The following is a 16667-nucleotide window of genomic DNA, read 5'->3' on the forward strand; positions in this document are numbered from 1 at the left end:
ATGACTAACGCAGCTTTATGAAAAAAAATAAAAGAATGGCTTATATCTTCTGATTTAATCGAACCTAATGTATATGAGGAATATGTTAAGAATGCCTCAATTGAAGATCTTTCTGAAAACCAAAAGGCTATAGTAGTTAGCAAAGAAATCTCAAAATACTATTTAGAGAACATTAAAACTGAACTTAAAGAAAAGATCAGTATTATATTAGAAAAAGACACTTCACTTACATTCCTTTCTAAAGATGAATTTAGAAAGGAAAAGAAAATAAGTGAAATAATAACTAAGAAAAAGAAAAAAAATAATGGTAAAGAATTTATTTTTGAAAGTTTTATATCTGGTAAAAGTAACAGTGAAGCTTTTAATGCATCAAAAGCTGTAATTAACAGCTTAGGAAACAAATGAAATCCATTATTTATTTATGGAGATTCGGGTTTAGGTAAAACACATTTACTAAAAGCTATTTTAAATGAACTTGAAAACACAAATGAAGATTTAAATGTGAAATACTTTGCTTCAAATGACTTCAGAAAAGAAATATTAGATTCATTATTAAGTAGTTTTAAAGATATTGAACAAACTAAACTTGAAATGAATGAAATTGATGTTTTATTAATTGATGACATTCAGTTCTTAGCAAATAGTGGTAAGACTAATGAAATCTTCTTTAATATTTTTAACTCTTTTATAGAAGAAGGAAAACAAATAGTTATTACTTCTGATAAATTTCCTGAGTTGTTAAATGGTTTTGATAAAAGACTCGTATCAAGATTCAATCAGGGTTTAAGTGTTAAAATAGAAACTCCAGACTTGGATACAGCTCTAAAAATAATTGATTATAAAACTGGTGGATCTAACTTAAATTTAACTTCAGATTCTAAAAAATATATAGCATCTCACTTTGGATCAGATGTTAGAAAAATTGAAGGTATTATAAATAAAATTGAATTTAAATTAATTCAAGAAAAGGATACAATCGGAGAAGTTATTGAATTAGATACAGTTCAAAAAATGTTAGAGGATTATTCATATGCACCTGGTGGTGAAATAACCGTTCAAAAAATCAAAAATGTTGTAGCTTTGAATTACGGTGTTAATGTTAAATCAATAGACGCAAAGAATAAAGTTGCAAACGTTGTTCTTGCAAGACATGTATCTATGTATTTGACAAATGAATTAATGAAAAAGAACTACTCTGAGGTAGGTATTTTATTTGGTGGGAAAGACCACACAACCGTTATCAACGCATGTAATAAAATTAAGAAAGCTTTAAATGAAGATAAAATTTTCAAAACAACAATGAAAAAAATTAAAAAGGAAATAACTTCTTAATCTGCTAACAGATATTAAGTGATAAAATTATTCTATAAAACTCTTTTGGTGTTTAGTTTTTTAAAAGTTATCCACAAATTAAGAGCATAATAATAATATAAATAATTAGTAATAAATATGGAGGTATTTTCAATGTTCTTTAGTGTAAATAGATTAATTTTTATTGAAGAAATTAATAAATGTAATAGGATTATAGATCCTAAAACACCAACACCTAGTTTAGCTGGTATTCTTTTAGAGGTAGAAGCTGATAAGGTTTCTTTAATTTCTTCAAATACTTCAATGTCTATAAAAACTACTATAGATATGGGAAGTAACGATTTATTAATTAAACAAACTGGAACAATATTAATTAGAGGAAAATATTTTTTAGAAATTTTAAGAAGAATGGATGATGAAATTATTAATATTTCTAGTGTTGAAGATAATCTAGTTATGTTATCTGGTGAAAAATCTGAATTTTCATTAAATATATTAAATTATACAGATTACCCTTCTCTTGCTTTTAGAGAAAAAGGAGATAATGTTAATGTTAATAATATAGAACTTAAGAAAAGCTTAAATCAAACAATTATTTCAGTAAATGAGTGAAATCAAAAAATAGTTTTAGCTGGCTTAAATTTTTCATTAGATAATTCTATGTTTTATATAACTGGAACAGATGGTTTTAGAGTATCAAGAAAGAGAACTCAAATTTTAGGAGATGTTCCTGAAAAATTTGAAACCAATATTCCACATAAAAGTATTTTGGAGATTATTAAATTACTTCCTGAAAAAGGAGAATGTAAAATTGTTTCTGTTGATAGTCATGTAACTTTTATTATTAATAATACAATTTTTCAAACAATAATTTTAGAGGGACAATTCCCAAATGTTAATGCAGTATTCCCAACTGATTTTAATACAACATTATATGTTGAAAATAAAAAGTTCTTTAAATTAATTTCAAGAGCTGATATTCCAAGCGAGGATAATGCATCAACTGTTGTAAATTTAATTTTGAATGATGATAGTATTTTTATTAAATCAAATATTCATCAAATCGGAAGTTTTGAAGAAGTTTTTAAGGAATTTGAAATAAAAGGATTGGATGAACAAAATATTTGTTTTAATTCTAAATATTTAATCGATTCACTTAGAACATTTGAAACTAAAAATATTGAGATCAATTTAATTGATTCAAAAAAACCGATTGTAATTTCTTCTTCTGAAGATGTAAATTTAAGTCAAATAATACTACCGATGTTTTCAAATTAACTATTAAGAAGGAGTACCTTTCACTGACTTAAATGATATAATTAAGTTCGTGAGAGGTATTTTATTATGGAAGATAATAAGTATGGAGCTAGTCAGATTCAAGTTCTTGAAGGATTAGAAGCTGTTAGAAAAAGACCAGGTATGTATATTGGTAATACAAATAAAACTGGTCTTCATCATATGATTTGAGAAATTTTAGATAACTCTGTTGATGAAGCATTAGCAGGTTTTTGTGATGAAATATCTATTTTTATAACTGATGAAAATGAAATAATAATACAAGATAATGGAAGAGGTATTCCAGTTGATATTCACCCTAAAACAGGTAAAACAACTTTAGAAACAATTTTTAATGTTCTTCATGCTGGTGGTAAATTTGATGAATCAACTTATAAAGTTTCAGGAGGATTACATGGTGTAGGTGCTTCTGTAGTTAATGCTCTTTCCTTATATGTTGAAGCGATGATTTCAAGAGATGGAAAAATTTATCATCAAAAGTTTTCTGATGGTGGAACAAAATCTACAGAGATAAAAGAAATTGGTGTTTCAGATTATAACGGTTCTATTATAAGATTTAAACCAGACCCAGAAATTTTTAAAGAAACAACAGAATTTGATTTTAAAGTAATTCAAGGAAAAATTAGACAATTAGCATTCTTAAATAAAAAATTAAAATTAAATTTATATGATCAAAGAAATGATAAATATCTAGCTTATGTTTTTGAGGATGGAATAAAAGATTATATAAAAGAAATTAATAGTGGAAAAGAAAAAGTTCATGACGAAATTTTTTATATTTCAAATAATTCAAATGATATTGAAGTTGAAGTTTCAATTCAATATAACGAAACATATGATGAAAATGTTTATTCTTTCTGTAATAACATTTTTACTTCTGAAGGTGGTTCGCATGAAGAAGGATTTAAAAGCTCATTATTAAAATCTATTAATTCATATACAAATGATTTAAAAAATTTTAAAGGAAATAAATTTACTTGAGACGATTTAAGAGAAGGAATTGTTTCTGTTATATCAATTAAACATAGAGACCCTTTGTACGAAGGACAAACAAAAGCTAAACTTTCAAATAATGATGCAAAAGAAGCTGTATCAGAAGTTTTAAGTGAAGCTTTTAAAGAATTCCTACTTAAAAATCCAAATGATGCAAAAAAAATAATTGAAAAAATTTTAGTTTCTCAGAAGGCAAGAAAAGCTGCACAAAGAGCTAGAGAAGATACAAGAAGAAAGTCTGCGATTGATAATTTTTCACTTCCAGGAAAACTTGCTGATTGCGAATCTAAAAATATTGATGAATGTGAACTATATCTAGTCGAAGGTGATTCAGCTGGAGGTAGTGCTAAAACTGGAAGAAATAGAAAAACACAAGCTATACTTTCTTTGCGTGGAAAAGTTTTAAATGTTGAAAAAGTAAAGCAATCAAAAGTATTTGATAATAATGAAATTCAATCAATTATAGCAGCTGTTGGAGTTGGAGTTAAAAATGATATTAATCTTAAAAAATTAAGATATGGAAAAATAATAATAATGACTGATGCTGATGTTGATGGAGCTCATATTAGAGTCTTACTTTTAACATTCTTTTATAGGTATATGAAAGATTTAATTTTAAATGGAAACATTTATATTGCTCAACCACCTCTATATAAAATTGATGCTGGTAAAAATAATGTTGATTACGCATACAATGATTTAGAACTGGAACAATTAAAAGAAGAAAAATATAAGGATCTTAAATATACAATTCAAAGATATAAAGGTCTTGGTGAAATGGACCCAATTCAATTGTGAGAAACAACAATGGACCCAGAAAGAAGAACAATGATCCAAATTAAAGTGGAAGATGCATTCTTAGCTAATGAAGTTTTTTCAAGTTTAATGGGAGAAAATGTTGATTTAAGAAAACAATTCATAACTGAAAATGCTCAGTTTGTTGAAAATATAGATATTTAATAATAACAGGAAGGTGGAAACTAAATGAGTGATATTAAACATGGTCGTATTTTAGAAATCGATATTAAAAATGAAGTAGAAAAAGATTTTCTTGAGTACTCAATGAGTGTTATTGTTAGTCGTGCCCTTCCGGATTTAAAAGATGGATTAAAACCAGTTCATAGAAGAATTATCTATGCAATGAATGATTTAAAGATAACTTCAGATACCCCACATAAAAAATCAGCTCGTATTGTTGGAGAAGTTATTGGTAAATATCACCCACATGGTGATTCATCTGTTTATGAAGCAATGGTAAGAATGTCGCAAGACTTTTCATATAGATATCCTTTAGTAGAGGGTCATGGTAATTTTGGTTCAATCGACGGTGATGGAGCTGCTGCCATGCGTTATACTGAGGCTAGACTTGCCAAAATAACTTCAGTCTTGTTAAAAGATATTGATATGGATACAGTCCCTTTCATTGACAATTATGATGCTTCTGAGAGAGAACCGAAATATTTAACTGGTTACTTCCCTAACCTTTTAGTTAACGGAGCTACAGGTATTGCAGTTGGTATGGCAACAAACATACCACCTCATAATTTAAGAGAAGTTATTCAAGCAATTGTTGCATATATAAAAGATGATCAAATAACTATTGATGATATTTTAAAATACATCAAAGGACCTGATTTCCCTACAGGAGCTTTAATGACAAATGGGAAAAGTATGATTGATGGTTATAAAACCGGTAAAGGTAATTTAATCATAAGATCAAAAATTGATATTGAAGATACTGGCAAAAATCAAAGAATTGTTATTAGTGAAATACCTTATCAAACTAATAAATTGAAAATCGTAGAAAAAATAGCTGAGTTATATAAAAATAAACTTATAAGTGGTATATCAGATATTAGAGATGAATCTAACTATGAAGGGATTAGAATTGTTGTTGAACTACAAAAAAATTCAAATCCTCAGTTAATAATTAAAAAACTATACAAGTATACAAATTTACAATCAAGTTTTGCAATAAACATGTTGTCTTTAAATAATGGAATACCTGTAGTTTTAAATATTAGAGATATTATTAAATTTTACGTAAAGCATCAAATTGAAATCATTGTTAAGAGAAGTCTTTTTGAAAAAAATAAATTGAACGCAAGATTACATATTTTAAATGCGATAAGAATAACTTTAGATCACATTGATGAAATTATAAAAATTATTAAAGAATCAAAAACAACCGAAATAGCAAATCAAAAATTGTTTGATACATTTCAATTTGATGAAAAACAATCTAAGGCAATTTTAGATATGAGGCTTCAAAGACTTGTTGGACTTGAAAGAGAAAAAGTTGAGCTAGATATTAAAAATATTGAAATAAGAATTTCTGAGTTAGAAGAAATTTTATCTTCAAAAGAAAAACAAGATGAACTTCTAATCAAACAACTTGAAGAGATAGCTCAGAAATTTGGAGACGACAGAAGAACAAAAATAATTGAAGAAGACGAAACACAAATTGATGAAGAAGAATTAATTCAAGATTCACAAATGTTAATTACTTTATCTAATGAAGGATATGTTAGAAGATTATCTAATGAAGAATTCAAAACACAAAAACGTGGAGGTAAGGGTGTTATCATTAACAACAATGCTGATGACAATATTGTTATAGCTAAAGTTGGAAAAACAAAAGATGATGTGTTGTTTTTCTCTGATGAAGGAAAAGTTTACAGAATCAAAGGTTACAACATTACTCAATTTTCAAGAAATGCAAGAGGAGTTCCTGTGATTAACTTTATTGGAATAAATTCTTCAGAGAAAGTAACTTCAATTTTATCTTTAAAGGATAAAAAAAATATTTATAAATATTTATTATTTGTGACTCAAAACGGAATTGTTAAAAAAGTTGAAATTGAAGAATTTAGTAGAATTAATAATTTTGGAAAAATTGCAATCAATTTGGATGAAGATGATAAATTAGTTTCTGTTATTCCGACTGTTGGATCAACTGAAATTTTAATAGCATCTCAAAATGGAAAAATTATTAAAGTAAATGAAGATGACTTTAGACCAATGTCAAGATCTTCTCGTGGAGTTAAAGGTATGGGTCTAGATAAAAATGATGTTGTTGTATCTTCATGTTCAAGTTATAAAAACGAATGCGTAGCAACTGTATCAGAAAAAGGAATTGTTAAAAAAACACTTATAAGTGAGTATAACATTTTTGGTAGAGGAGCTAAGGGTGTAGTTGGTATGAAACTAAGTGATAAAACAGGTAAATTTAAATCTGTATTACCAATTAGAGAAACCGATGAAATACTTATGATCTCATCAAAAGGTAAAGCTATAAAAATCGGAGCGCAAGATATAAATTTACAGTCAAGAAACTCCACAGGGGTTATTGGTTTCAATCTTGAAGATGACGAATTAATAACAGCTGCAACACTAGAATGAAATAAAGGTGAATAAGAAATGTTAGACATTAATAAAATTGAAAATGATTTTGACAAGGTTTGTTCAGACTTAGGAAAAAGAAATAAAGATTTCAAAAATGAATTAAATGAAATTGTTGAATTGAATTTACAAAGAAAGAAAATTACTTTTGAAGTTGAAGAACTTAAATCTGAAAAGAATAAAATTTCAAAAGATATTGGAGTGTTAGCTAGAGAAAATAAAAAAGACGAAATTGAAAAATTGAAAAATGCAGTTTCAGAAATAAATATCAAAATTGAAAAGTTAGATTATGAGTTAAAAAACGTAAGTGATAATTTGAATTTAAAATTAAGTTACATCCCAAATATTCCAAATAAAAATATTCCTTTAGGGAAAGATGAAGAAGATAATGTGGAAGTAAAAAAATGAAATTCAGATAATTTAAAAAATGGCGGAGAAGCACATTGAGAAATTGCATCAAAATTGGGATTAGTTGATTTTGAACTTGGAGCAAAATTATCAGGATCTAGATTTGTTGTTTATACAAATAAAGGTGCAAAAATGATAAGAGCGCTTACAGATATTTTAATTAATAGACATACAAACAACGGTTATAAAGAAATGTGATTACCATTAATTGTTAATAAAGAGAATATGTATGGAACAGGGCAACTTCCAAAATTTGAAGAAGATGCTTATAAAGTCGATGATCAATATTTAATCCCCACTTCTGAAGTGCCTTTAACAAATACTGTTAGAGATAAAATTTTAGATAAGAGTGAACTTCCAATGTATTTAACCGCTTTCACACAATGTTTTAGAAAAGAAGCTGGAAGCGCAGGGAGAGATACAAAGGGTCTTATAAGACTACATCAATTTAATAAGGTTGAAATGGTAAAAATAACTGATAGTAAAACTTCATATGAAGAGTTGGATAAGATGTTATTGGATGCAGAGGATTGTTTACAACTATTTAATTTACCTTATAGAGTTGTTGAATTATGTGGAGGAGACATAGGGTTTTCTTCAGCTAAAACATATGATCTAGAAGTTTGATTTCCAAATCAAAATAAATTTAGAGAAATATCCTCATGTTCAAATTGTTTGGATTTTCAAGCTAAAAGAATTATGACAAGATATAAAAATGATGAAGGTAAAAATGAGTATGTTCACACACTAAATGGTTCTGGTTTAGCTATAGATAGATTGTTTGCCGCAATAATGGAGAACTATTATGATGGCGAAAAATTGATCCTTCCAGAAGTTTTAAAACAATACTTTGGAAACCAGGAATTTTTAAAATAATGTTTCACGTGAAACATTATTTTTTTTATAAATTGTTTCACGTGAAACAATTTATAAAAAGCAAAATTACTATAATTTTGCTTAAAAAATGTTATTATATAAATGTCATTGTAAGGGTGACGTTCGAATTTGGTCAGGACCGGAAGGTAGCAGCCATAAGAATCTAGTGCCTTGTACAGTGACTTTTTTTATTTTTTAGGAGAATTTACATGGACAAAATTTACTACACCCTTTTAAAAGAACTTAAGAAATGTAAAAAAAGTAAAGACGTTCCTGTTTCAGCTTTACTTATTAATCAAGAAAATAAAATAGTCGCAAAAGACTTTAATACAAGACAAAAAAAGTACAACTTTACAAATCATGCAGAAGTTGGTGTTATAAATAAGATTTATAAGAAATTCAGAACTAAAAATTTATCAGAATATATTTTAGTTACTTCTTTAAAACCTTGTTTAATGTGTTTGACAATAATAGAAGAGGCAAATATTAAAAAAGTTTTTTATTATTTGGATAATTTGAAATGTAATTATAAAAAATTAAAAACAGATATTTTATTTGAAAAATTTGGAACAATAAACCAACAAAAGGAATTCAATATTCAATTAAAGGAATTCTTTTTAAAATTAAGGAAATAACTAGGTAAAATATTTATGCAAGAGGAGATATGCTATGGAAAATAAGAAATCACTTTATAGAGAATATAGACCAAAAAACTTTGATCAAGTAGCTGGTCATGAAGGAATCAAAGAAATTTTAATATCACAGATTAGTACAAATTCATTTGGGCATGCCCTATTATTTTCGGGTCAAAGAGGAACTGGAAAAACATCTATAGCTAAAATATTTTCTAAAGTAGTTAATTGCCAAAATTTAAATGGTTACAATCCTTGTGATGAATGTATAAGTTGTAAAGAATTTAATAACAACTCTCATTCAGATATTTTTGAAATCGACGCAGCTTCTAATAATGGAGTTGAAGAAATTAGGAATATAAAAGCTAATGTGTCTTTAATGCCAAACTTTTCTAAATTTAAAGTTTATATAATAGATGAAGTTCATATGTTATCTAATTCAGCTTTTAATGCTTTATTAAAAACTTTGGAAGAGCCTCCAAAACACGTTTTGTTTGTTTTGGCAACAACAGAATTTTCAAAAATACCAGCAACAATTATTTCGAGATGTCAGCTATTTAATTTTAAAAGAATTGCCCAAAATTCTTTGGAAAAAAAAGTTAAAGAAATTTGCAACTCTGAAGGTAAGGACATTACACAAGATGCATTAAACGAAATATATTACATGTCTGACGGTTCTTTAAGGGATGCTCTAAATTATTTAGAACAATCACTTACAATATCTTCTGAAGAAGTTACAACAGATGTGCTTAAAAAAATATTTTACATAGCAACCAAAAACGAAAAAATAAATATAATAAAGAATGTTCTTGAAGGAAATTCAAAAGAAATAATTTCATATTTTGAAACTTCAAATAATCAGGGTATAGATTTTCAAACAATGACTTTAAGTTTGTTGGATATTTTAAAAGAAATAATTGAAGTTAAACTTACTGGGGATAAAACTTTTTTAGCAAATTTAAATAGTGAAGATTTTTCGTATTTTGAAAATAAAGATCTAAAAAAACTATTTGAATTATCAGACAACATTGCTGAATCTTACACAAAATCTAAAAATTCAAATATTAGTTTTCAGTACATATTAATAAATATATTAAAGTCTATTTCGAAAGATAAACTTATAAGTGTTAGTGAGAAATTGTTAATTGATAACTCGCTTGAAAATGAAATTCTCGAAAATGAAATTCTCGAAAATGAAATTCTCGAAAATGAAGTTGTTGAAAATGAAGTTGTTGAAAATGAAATTCTTGAAGAACATAAAATTGAAAACAAAGTTTCTCGTGATGAATTAGATGCTAATATAAATGATTTCTTTAATTCTCAAGATGATGCAAAATTTTTAAAATTGCAAATGAAATTATTGATATCAGAATCAAATATGTATAAAAAAGCCATAGATTTTTCTAATGATCAAATTATAAATGTTTTGGTTGGTGCCAATAAAGAAGCAAGAAATTACTTTGATGAAAAATTTAGTTTAATTTTTAATGAGGACTCAATAAAAAATGATGCCAAATTTATTGAAAATTTTATTATGTTTTTTGGATCAAAAATTACCGCTGCAAGCCATGACTCTATAATTTTGGTTTGTGACGAAAGAACAATTTCTAAATGAATAAATAATAAACTTCAAAATGAAAATGTAAGATATGAAATTTTTAAATACTTTAATAAAGAAATCAAAATAATATCTATAGATAAAAAGCGATGAGCAGAAATAAAAATAGACTTTATGGATAGAAAACAAAATAATAAGCTAGAACAATACCGTGAAGATGATATTCAAGATTTTTACAAAAATTTAGTTATGGAAAATGATCAAGAAGAAAATGAATATCTTAAAAGAGCAAAAGAGATTTTGGGATCTCAAAATATTAAGGTTGTGAACTAATGGAAAAAATGATTGAGGAATTAAAAAAACTTGATGGAATTAGTAAAAAAACTGCTGAAAAAATAATCTTTGACTTGATAATTAATAAAGAAAAAATTTCTTCATTGGAGGAAATAATAAAAAAAATAAAAGAAACTTATAGTGAATGTGAAAAGTGCTTCTTTTTTAAAGAAAATAACATATGTTCTTTCTGTGAAAACAAAAATAGAAATGAAAAAATAATTTGTGTTGTCTCAACAAAGCTGGATGCATTGAAAATATTAGATAGTAACTATAATGGTATGATTCATGTCCTTAATGGAGAAATAAATTTAAATAAAAATATAGGTCCTGAAAAATTAAAAATGAGTGAATTATTTGTTAGAATAAATAAAGGAATTGAATTATTGTTGGCTTTAAATTTGACTTTTGAAGGAGAGGTTACTTCAAATTACATTGCAAACAAAGCTAAAGGTATAAGTGAAAAAATTTCAAGGATTGCAAGGGGGATTCCCTTGGGAGGTGTTATTGATTATATAGATCAAGAGACACTTAATGATGCGATTATTAATAGAAAGAAAATGTAATTTTAAGAGGGTATTGATATGTTATTTATTTCTTTAGAAGGTATAGATGGTTCAGGTAAAACAACTATCTCAAAAATGATTAAAGATAGTTTGATGCAAAAAGGTTACAATGTCTTATTGACAAGAGAACCTGGTGGAGAACCATTGGCGGAGGAGTTAAGAAGGATTATTCTTGATGAAAAAACTAATATAAATCCTTGGCCTGAGACACTATTGTATGTTGCAGCCAGAAAGCAACACTTAGACTCAATTATATTACCGGCTTTAAAAGAAGGAACAATCGTTATTTGCGATAGATTTATGGATTCCACTTCCGCTTATCAAGGTTATGCTAGAAATATTGGGATGGCTGACGTTGCAGAATTGCAAAATATAGTTCTTGGCTCAACAAAACCGGATTTAACTATTTTCTTTGATATCACACCCAAAGAATCTCAAATTAGATTAATAAACAGAAAAAGAAATGCCGATAGAATGGAACAAGAAAATCAAAAATTCCACGAAGCAGTATATGAAGGTTACCAAATATTAATATCTGAAAATTCAGATAGAATTAAAGTTGTTGATTCAAGAAAACCAATAAATGAAGTTTTACAGCAAGTGGATTTTCTAATTGATAATGCACTAAATGAGAGAACAAAAAAATAATGAAAAAAATAGAAGTATTTAAGACTGTGAATGAATTGATAAAAGAAAACAAATTTTATCATTCAATAATAATTTCAAACGAAAATCAAAACGAATTAAATGAAATATCAACAGAAATAACTAGACAAATTTATTGCTCTAGTAAATCTTTTGAAAATGATAGTTGTGATTGGTGTTTAAAAGTTATTAAAGGAAACAACCTAAATACTTTTTTTATTGGAGATGGATCAACTAAAATTTCCAAAGAAGAAATAAAGGAATTAATAATAAGATTTTCATCAACTGGTCTTGAAGAAAATAAAAATAAAGTTTATATAATAGCTAATGGAGAAAACTTGAGTGAGTCAGCTTCAAATTCAATATTAAAGTTTTTAGAAGAACCACCAAAGAACACTTATGCAATAATATTAACTAATGACAGAAATCAAATTTTATCAACTATAAAATCTAGATGTAAATTATTCTCTATTGAGAATGATAGTGAAAAGTTAGAATTGGATTCTCAAATAATAAACTTAGTTATAAATAAAGATAAAAGTGGCCTTCTTGAATATTTAATAGATTTTAAGAAGATGGATAAAAATGAAATTATTAGAATTCTTAAAAACACTTTTAATATTTCTCTTGAGTTAAATATGAAATACCTGCAAGAGATGTTGTTGGATTCAATTAATGAAATAAAAAATTCAAACTATATTAACTTGATATTAGAAAATCTATTTATAAAAATATATGAGGTAATTTAATGAAAATAGTAAATGCTGTTTTAAATTATAAAAATCTAAAAATAATTCAAGACAACAACATGTTTAATTTTTGTATTGATTCAGTTTTATTGGCAAGATTTTGAGAACCTTCTAAGAAATTTAAAAATATTTTGGATTTTGGAACAAATAATGCAATAATTCCTTTAATAATTTCAAGATATACAAATTCTAAAATAGCAGCCGTAGAAATCCAAAGTGAAGCTTGTGAAATTGCAAACGAGAATATTAAAATAAATAATTTGGAAAATCAAATCGAAATTTTTAATTGTGATATTAAAGAATTTGTAAAAGATAAAAACAATAAATTTGATTTATTGTTTTGCAATCCACCGTTTTTTAAAGTTGATCAAGGTGCAAATTTAAACAAGAGAAGTGAATTATTAACACCCGCAAGACACGAAGTGTTAATTACCTTGGAGGAAATAATAAAGAGTGCAAAAATAGCATTAAAAAATGGTGGTAAGTTTTTGATGGTTCATCTAAGTGAGAGGTTTGATGAAATAATAGTTATTTTAAAACAAAATAACTTTGCTGTAAAAAGAATTCAATTTGTATATTCTAAAGAAAATCAAGAAGCAAAAAGAATATTGATAGAGGCAATAAATGATGGAAATGATGGAATGAAAATTTTAAAACCTATTTATATCCATAACGAAGATGGCAGTTATAAAGAAAATATTTTAGAAATGTTTGGTGATTAATTTGTTGGATAAAGAACGAAAATATATTATAGGTTTATCTGGTGGAGCTGACAGTGTATTTCTTTTTCACAAACTTATTGAAGAAGGTTATAAAAATTTTGTAGCTTGTCATGTTAATTACAATTTTAGACCAGATTCAAATAAAGATTTAGATTTAGTAAGAAGACTTTGCGAACAATACAAAATTAAACTAATAGTTAAAAACTTAAAGCAAGATTATTCTAATCTTGCTCAAAATTTTGAATCTTGAGCAAGAGAAGTAAGGTATGATTTTTTTTGTGAAAATCTACTAATAGAAAAAGCTGAAGGAATTCTTATTGCACATAATTTGAATGACAACATAGAAACATATATAATGCAAACTAAAAATAATAAAACAGTAAAATTTTATGGAATAAATGCAATTGGCGAATACAAAGGTAATAAAATTTTAAGACCAATTATTGATTTAAAAAAATCATTTATTGTCAACTCTTTAAATGAAAGGTCTATACCTTATATAATAGACATTACAAATTTTGATGAAAAATATGAAAGAAATAAAATAAGAAAAAAACTAAAAGAAGAAGATTTCCATAAATATTTATCTTTAATTGAGGAAAGTAACAAAAAAATTGACTCATATAATTTGAAAATACAGAAAATTGATTTTTCAAAAGATTTAAATATTGATTTTTTAAATGAAGATAATATTTGAAATGAAAAGTTAATATTTAAATTTCTGGAATTTAACGGAATGGGAAATGAAATTTATAAATCAAAAAAATCACTAATAAAAGAGATTGTTAAACAAACAAGATCTAATAAAAGTCTTGTAGAAATTATCAAAGGAAACTTCTTGATAATGAAAGATTATAAAAAACTTAGAGTTTTAAAAAATAGTGATTTTAAGACTTATGAATATTTAAATAATAAAGAAGATATGTTTCAAAAAATTTTGAATGAAAACAAAATAATAGAAACCGAAGGGCTAATTATAACTAATGACTGAAAAAAGTATCAGTCACTATTAGAATACGACAACAAGAAGTTATCAAAAGTATATAAAGACAATAAAACTAGTTATTTTGAAAGATACAAAAATATTTTGATTTTTAACAAAACAAAGAAAATAGTTTTAAATAAAATAACTATATAATGATAAAATCATTATTGGTATTAGAAGACGGTGAAAAATAATGAAAAAGAAAAAATCTATATGGTTATGGGTTTTATTCATAGTAATGATAATTGTTATAGGACTTGTTATTTGACAATTTATAGCAGGAACTGCCGACAAACTTACTCTTGATGAGTTTAATAAAATTTTTACTCAAGGTGGAAGTGTGGCAACAGAAAGAACTTCAGAGAAAATTTATAATGGAGTTCACGTTATATCTGGTGTTTATACAACTGCTGATGGTGTAACAAGGAAGTTTGTTTTAACATTAAATAATGCAAATTATGATAAAGCTCTTGCTGAAGACCCTGGTTTTGCAGAATTTGTAAGTAAAATAACTTTAATCGCGGATGCAAATTCACCATTTATGAGCCTAATAATCGGTTTATTACCAATGGTGATATTAATTGGTTTCTATATTTGAATGTTTTCATCTATGTCTAAAGGTGGAATGGGTGGAGGAATGTTCGGCCCAGGTAAATCAACAAGACCTAGAGAAATCAAATCTGATGTTAAATTTTCAGATGTAGCAGGAATAAATGAAGAAAAAACAGAACTAGTTGAACTAGTTGACTACTTAAAAAATCCAAATAAATACGCACAAATGGGTGCTAGAGTACCGAAGGGTGTTCTTATGGAGGGTCCTCCTGGTACGGGTAAGACTTTACTTGCAAAAGCAGTTGCTGGAGAGGCTGGAGTAGCATTCTTCTCAATGGCTGGTTCAGAGTTTGAAGAAATGTTTGTTGGGCTTGGGGCAAGTAGGGTTAGAGATCTATTTAGTGATGCTAAAAAAGCAGCCCCATGTATTATCTTTATTGATGAAATAGATGCTGTTGGTAGAAAACGTAGTGGTGGAATGGGTTCATCAACAAATGAACAGACATTAAACCAATTACTTGTTGAAATGGATGGGTTTGGTTCAAACTCTGGAGTAATAGTTATGGCCGCAACCAACAGGGTTGATGTTCTAGATAACGCTTTATTGAGACCTGGAAGATTTGATAGAACAATTCAAATTTCTCTTCCAGATATTCGCGAAAGAGAAGATATCTTAAAATTACACTCAAGAAATAAATCTGTTTCTCCTGAAATAGATTGAAAACGTATTGCAGAAAGAACTCCTGGTTTCTCAGGAGCTCAATTAGAAAACGTTCTTAACGAAGCTGCAATTCTTGTTGTTAGAGATAAAAGAAAAATGATTACTTTAACAGACATTGACGAAGCTATTGATAGAGTTGTTGGTGGACCTGCTAAAAAATCAAGAGCAATGACACTTCAAGACAAACAAATTGTTTCATACCATGAAGCTGGTCATGCTTTGATGGGATTAAAATTAGAATCTGCATCAAAAGTTCAAAAAGTTACAATTATCCCAAGGGGTAATGCTGGTGGATATACAATTATGACTCCTAAAGATGAATCAAACTTTTCATCAAAAGAAGATCTGTTTGCATCAATTGCCGGTTACTTGGGTGGTAGAGCAGCAGAAGAAATTATGTTTGGTAAAAACAAAATTACAACCGGAGCTCATGATGACTTGGATAAAGCAACAAATATTGCGAGAAGAATGGTTACGCAATTTGGTATGTCTTCATTGGGACTTACAAAATACTTAACCATGCAAGAAGAATCATATGGACAAACAAAAGGGGTTTATTCAGATGAAGTCGCTTATAAAATTGATACTGAAATTAATGTAATTTTAGAACAATGTTACAAAACTGCAGTTGAAGTTATTAACAAGCACAAAGATGTTTTGGAATTAATAGCTGAATCATTAAGAGTTTTAGAAACAATTACAGCTGAGCAAATTGATTATATTGATAAAAATAATCAATTACCAAAAGAAGTGGTTGAAGAAAAAAACAGAAGAGCAGTTGAAGATAAGAAAAAAGAATCTGGAGAAATATTGGAATTTGAACCAGACGAAGAAGATAAATAAAACACTTTACTAAAAAGTGTTTTTTTATTTCTAAACAAGTATAATAAGAAAAGTTAAATTGTAAGGAGAACAAAA

At 26.9% G+C, this 16667-nt stretch carries 13 protein-coding genes and 1 other RNA gene; all 14 read left to right on the plus strand.

Features of this window, described 5'->3' with window-relative positions; all coding sequences use genetic code 4:
• The 14 genes from dnaA (at position 1) to ftsH (ending at position 16592) form a co-directional block, all read left to right on the plus strand.
• The gene (gene dnaA / locus SMONO_RS00005; protein ID WP_101780309.1) at positions 1-1332 is read left to right on the plus strand and encodes a chromosomal replication initiator protein DnaA; all 1332 of its coding nucleotides are present in this window, start codon (positions 1-3) and stop codon (positions 1330-1332) included.
• A 132-nt stretch (positions 1333-1464) separates the two neighbouring features.
• Positions 1465-2589, plus strand: a complete 1125-nt coding sequence (dnaN, locus tag SMONO_RS00010; RefSeq protein WP_158637873.1) for a DNA polymerase III subunit beta — start codon at positions 1465-1467, stop codon at positions 2587-2589.
• A 66-nt stretch (positions 2590-2655) separates the two neighbouring features.
• Entirely contained in the window at positions 2656-4560 is a 1905-nt protein-coding gene (gene gyrB / locus SMONO_RS00015) for a DNA topoisomerase (ATP-hydrolyzing) subunit B (RefSeq protein WP_101780311.1), read from the plus strand.
• A gap of 24 nt (positions 4561-4584) precedes the next feature.
• Positions 4585-7017 (plus strand): DNA topoisomerase (ATP-hydrolyzing) subunit A, encoded by a 2433-nt coding sequence (gene gyrA, locus SMONO_RS00020; RefSeq protein ID WP_101780312.1) that lies wholly within the window; start codon positions 4585-4587, stop codon positions 7015-7017.
• 3 nt (positions 7018-7020) lie between these two features.
• Positions 7021-8286, plus strand: a complete 1266-nt coding sequence (serS, locus tag SMONO_RS00025; RefSeq protein ID WP_101780313.1) for a serine--tRNA ligase — start codon at positions 7021-7023, stop codon at positions 8284-8286.
• 97 nt (positions 8287-8383) lie between these two features.
• Positions 8384-8481, plus strand: an RNA gene (ffs, locus tag SMONO_RS00030) — signal recognition particle sRNA small type.
• A gap of 14 nt (positions 8482-8495) precedes the next feature.
• Positions 8496-8921 (plus strand): nucleoside deaminase, encoded by a 426-nt coding sequence (locus SMONO_RS00035; RefSeq protein WP_101780314.1) that lies wholly within the window; start codon positions 8496-8498, stop codon positions 8919-8921.
• 34 nt (positions 8922-8955) lie between these two features.
• Positions 8956-10809, plus strand: coding sequence for a DNA polymerase III subunit gamma/tau (gene dnaX / locus SMONO_RS00040; RefSeq protein WP_101780315.1), 1854 nt, complete (start codon positions 8956-8958; stop codon positions 10807-10809).
• Complete coding sequence (locus tag SMONO_RS00045) at positions 10809-11375, plus strand: toprim domain-containing protein (RefSeq protein WP_101780316.1); 567 nt, start codon at positions 10809-10811, stop codon at positions 11373-11375. The genes dnaX and SMONO_RS00045 overlap by 1 nt, the downstream gene beginning before the upstream one ends.
• A gap of 18 nt (positions 11376-11393) precedes the next feature.
• Entirely contained in the window at positions 11394-12023 is a 630-nt protein-coding gene (gene tmk, locus SMONO_RS00050) for a dTMP kinase (RefSeq protein ID WP_101780317.1), read from the plus strand.
• On the plus strand, positions 12023-12769 hold the full coding sequence (locus SMONO_RS00055; RefSeq protein WP_101780318.1) for a DNA polymerase III subunit delta': 747 nt from the start codon (positions 12023-12025) through the stop codon (positions 12767-12769). Before tmk ends, SMONO_RS00055 begins: the two co-directional genes overlap by 1 nt.
• Positions 12769-13491 carry a tRNA1(Val) (adenine(37)-N6)-methyltransferase gene (locus SMONO_RS00060; RefSeq protein WP_101780319.1) on the plus strand — a complete coding sequence of 241 codons (723 nt, stop codon included), beginning with the start codon at positions 12769-12771 and terminating at the stop codon, positions 13489-13491. Before SMONO_RS00055 ends, SMONO_RS00060 begins: the two co-directional genes overlap by 1 nt.
• A gap of 4 nt (positions 13492-13495) precedes the next feature.
• Complete coding sequence (gene tilS / locus SMONO_RS00065; RefSeq protein WP_158637874.1) at positions 13496-14629, plus strand: tRNA lysidine(34) synthetase TilS; 1134 nt, start codon at positions 13496-13498, stop codon at positions 14627-14629.
• Between the two features lie 40 nt (positions 14630-14669).
• Entirely contained in the window at positions 14670-16592 is a 1923-nt protein-coding gene (gene ftsH, locus SMONO_RS00070; RefSeq protein WP_101780321.1) for an ATP-dependent zinc metalloprotease FtsH, read from the plus strand.
• The last annotated feature ends 75 nt before the right edge of the window (positions 16593-16667 follow it).

This window comes from Spiroplasma monobiae MQ-1, assembly GCF_002865545.1.
GTDB lineage: Bacteria > Bacillota_I > Bacilli_A > Mycoplasmatales > Mycoplasmataceae > Spiroplasma_A > Spiroplasma_A monobiae.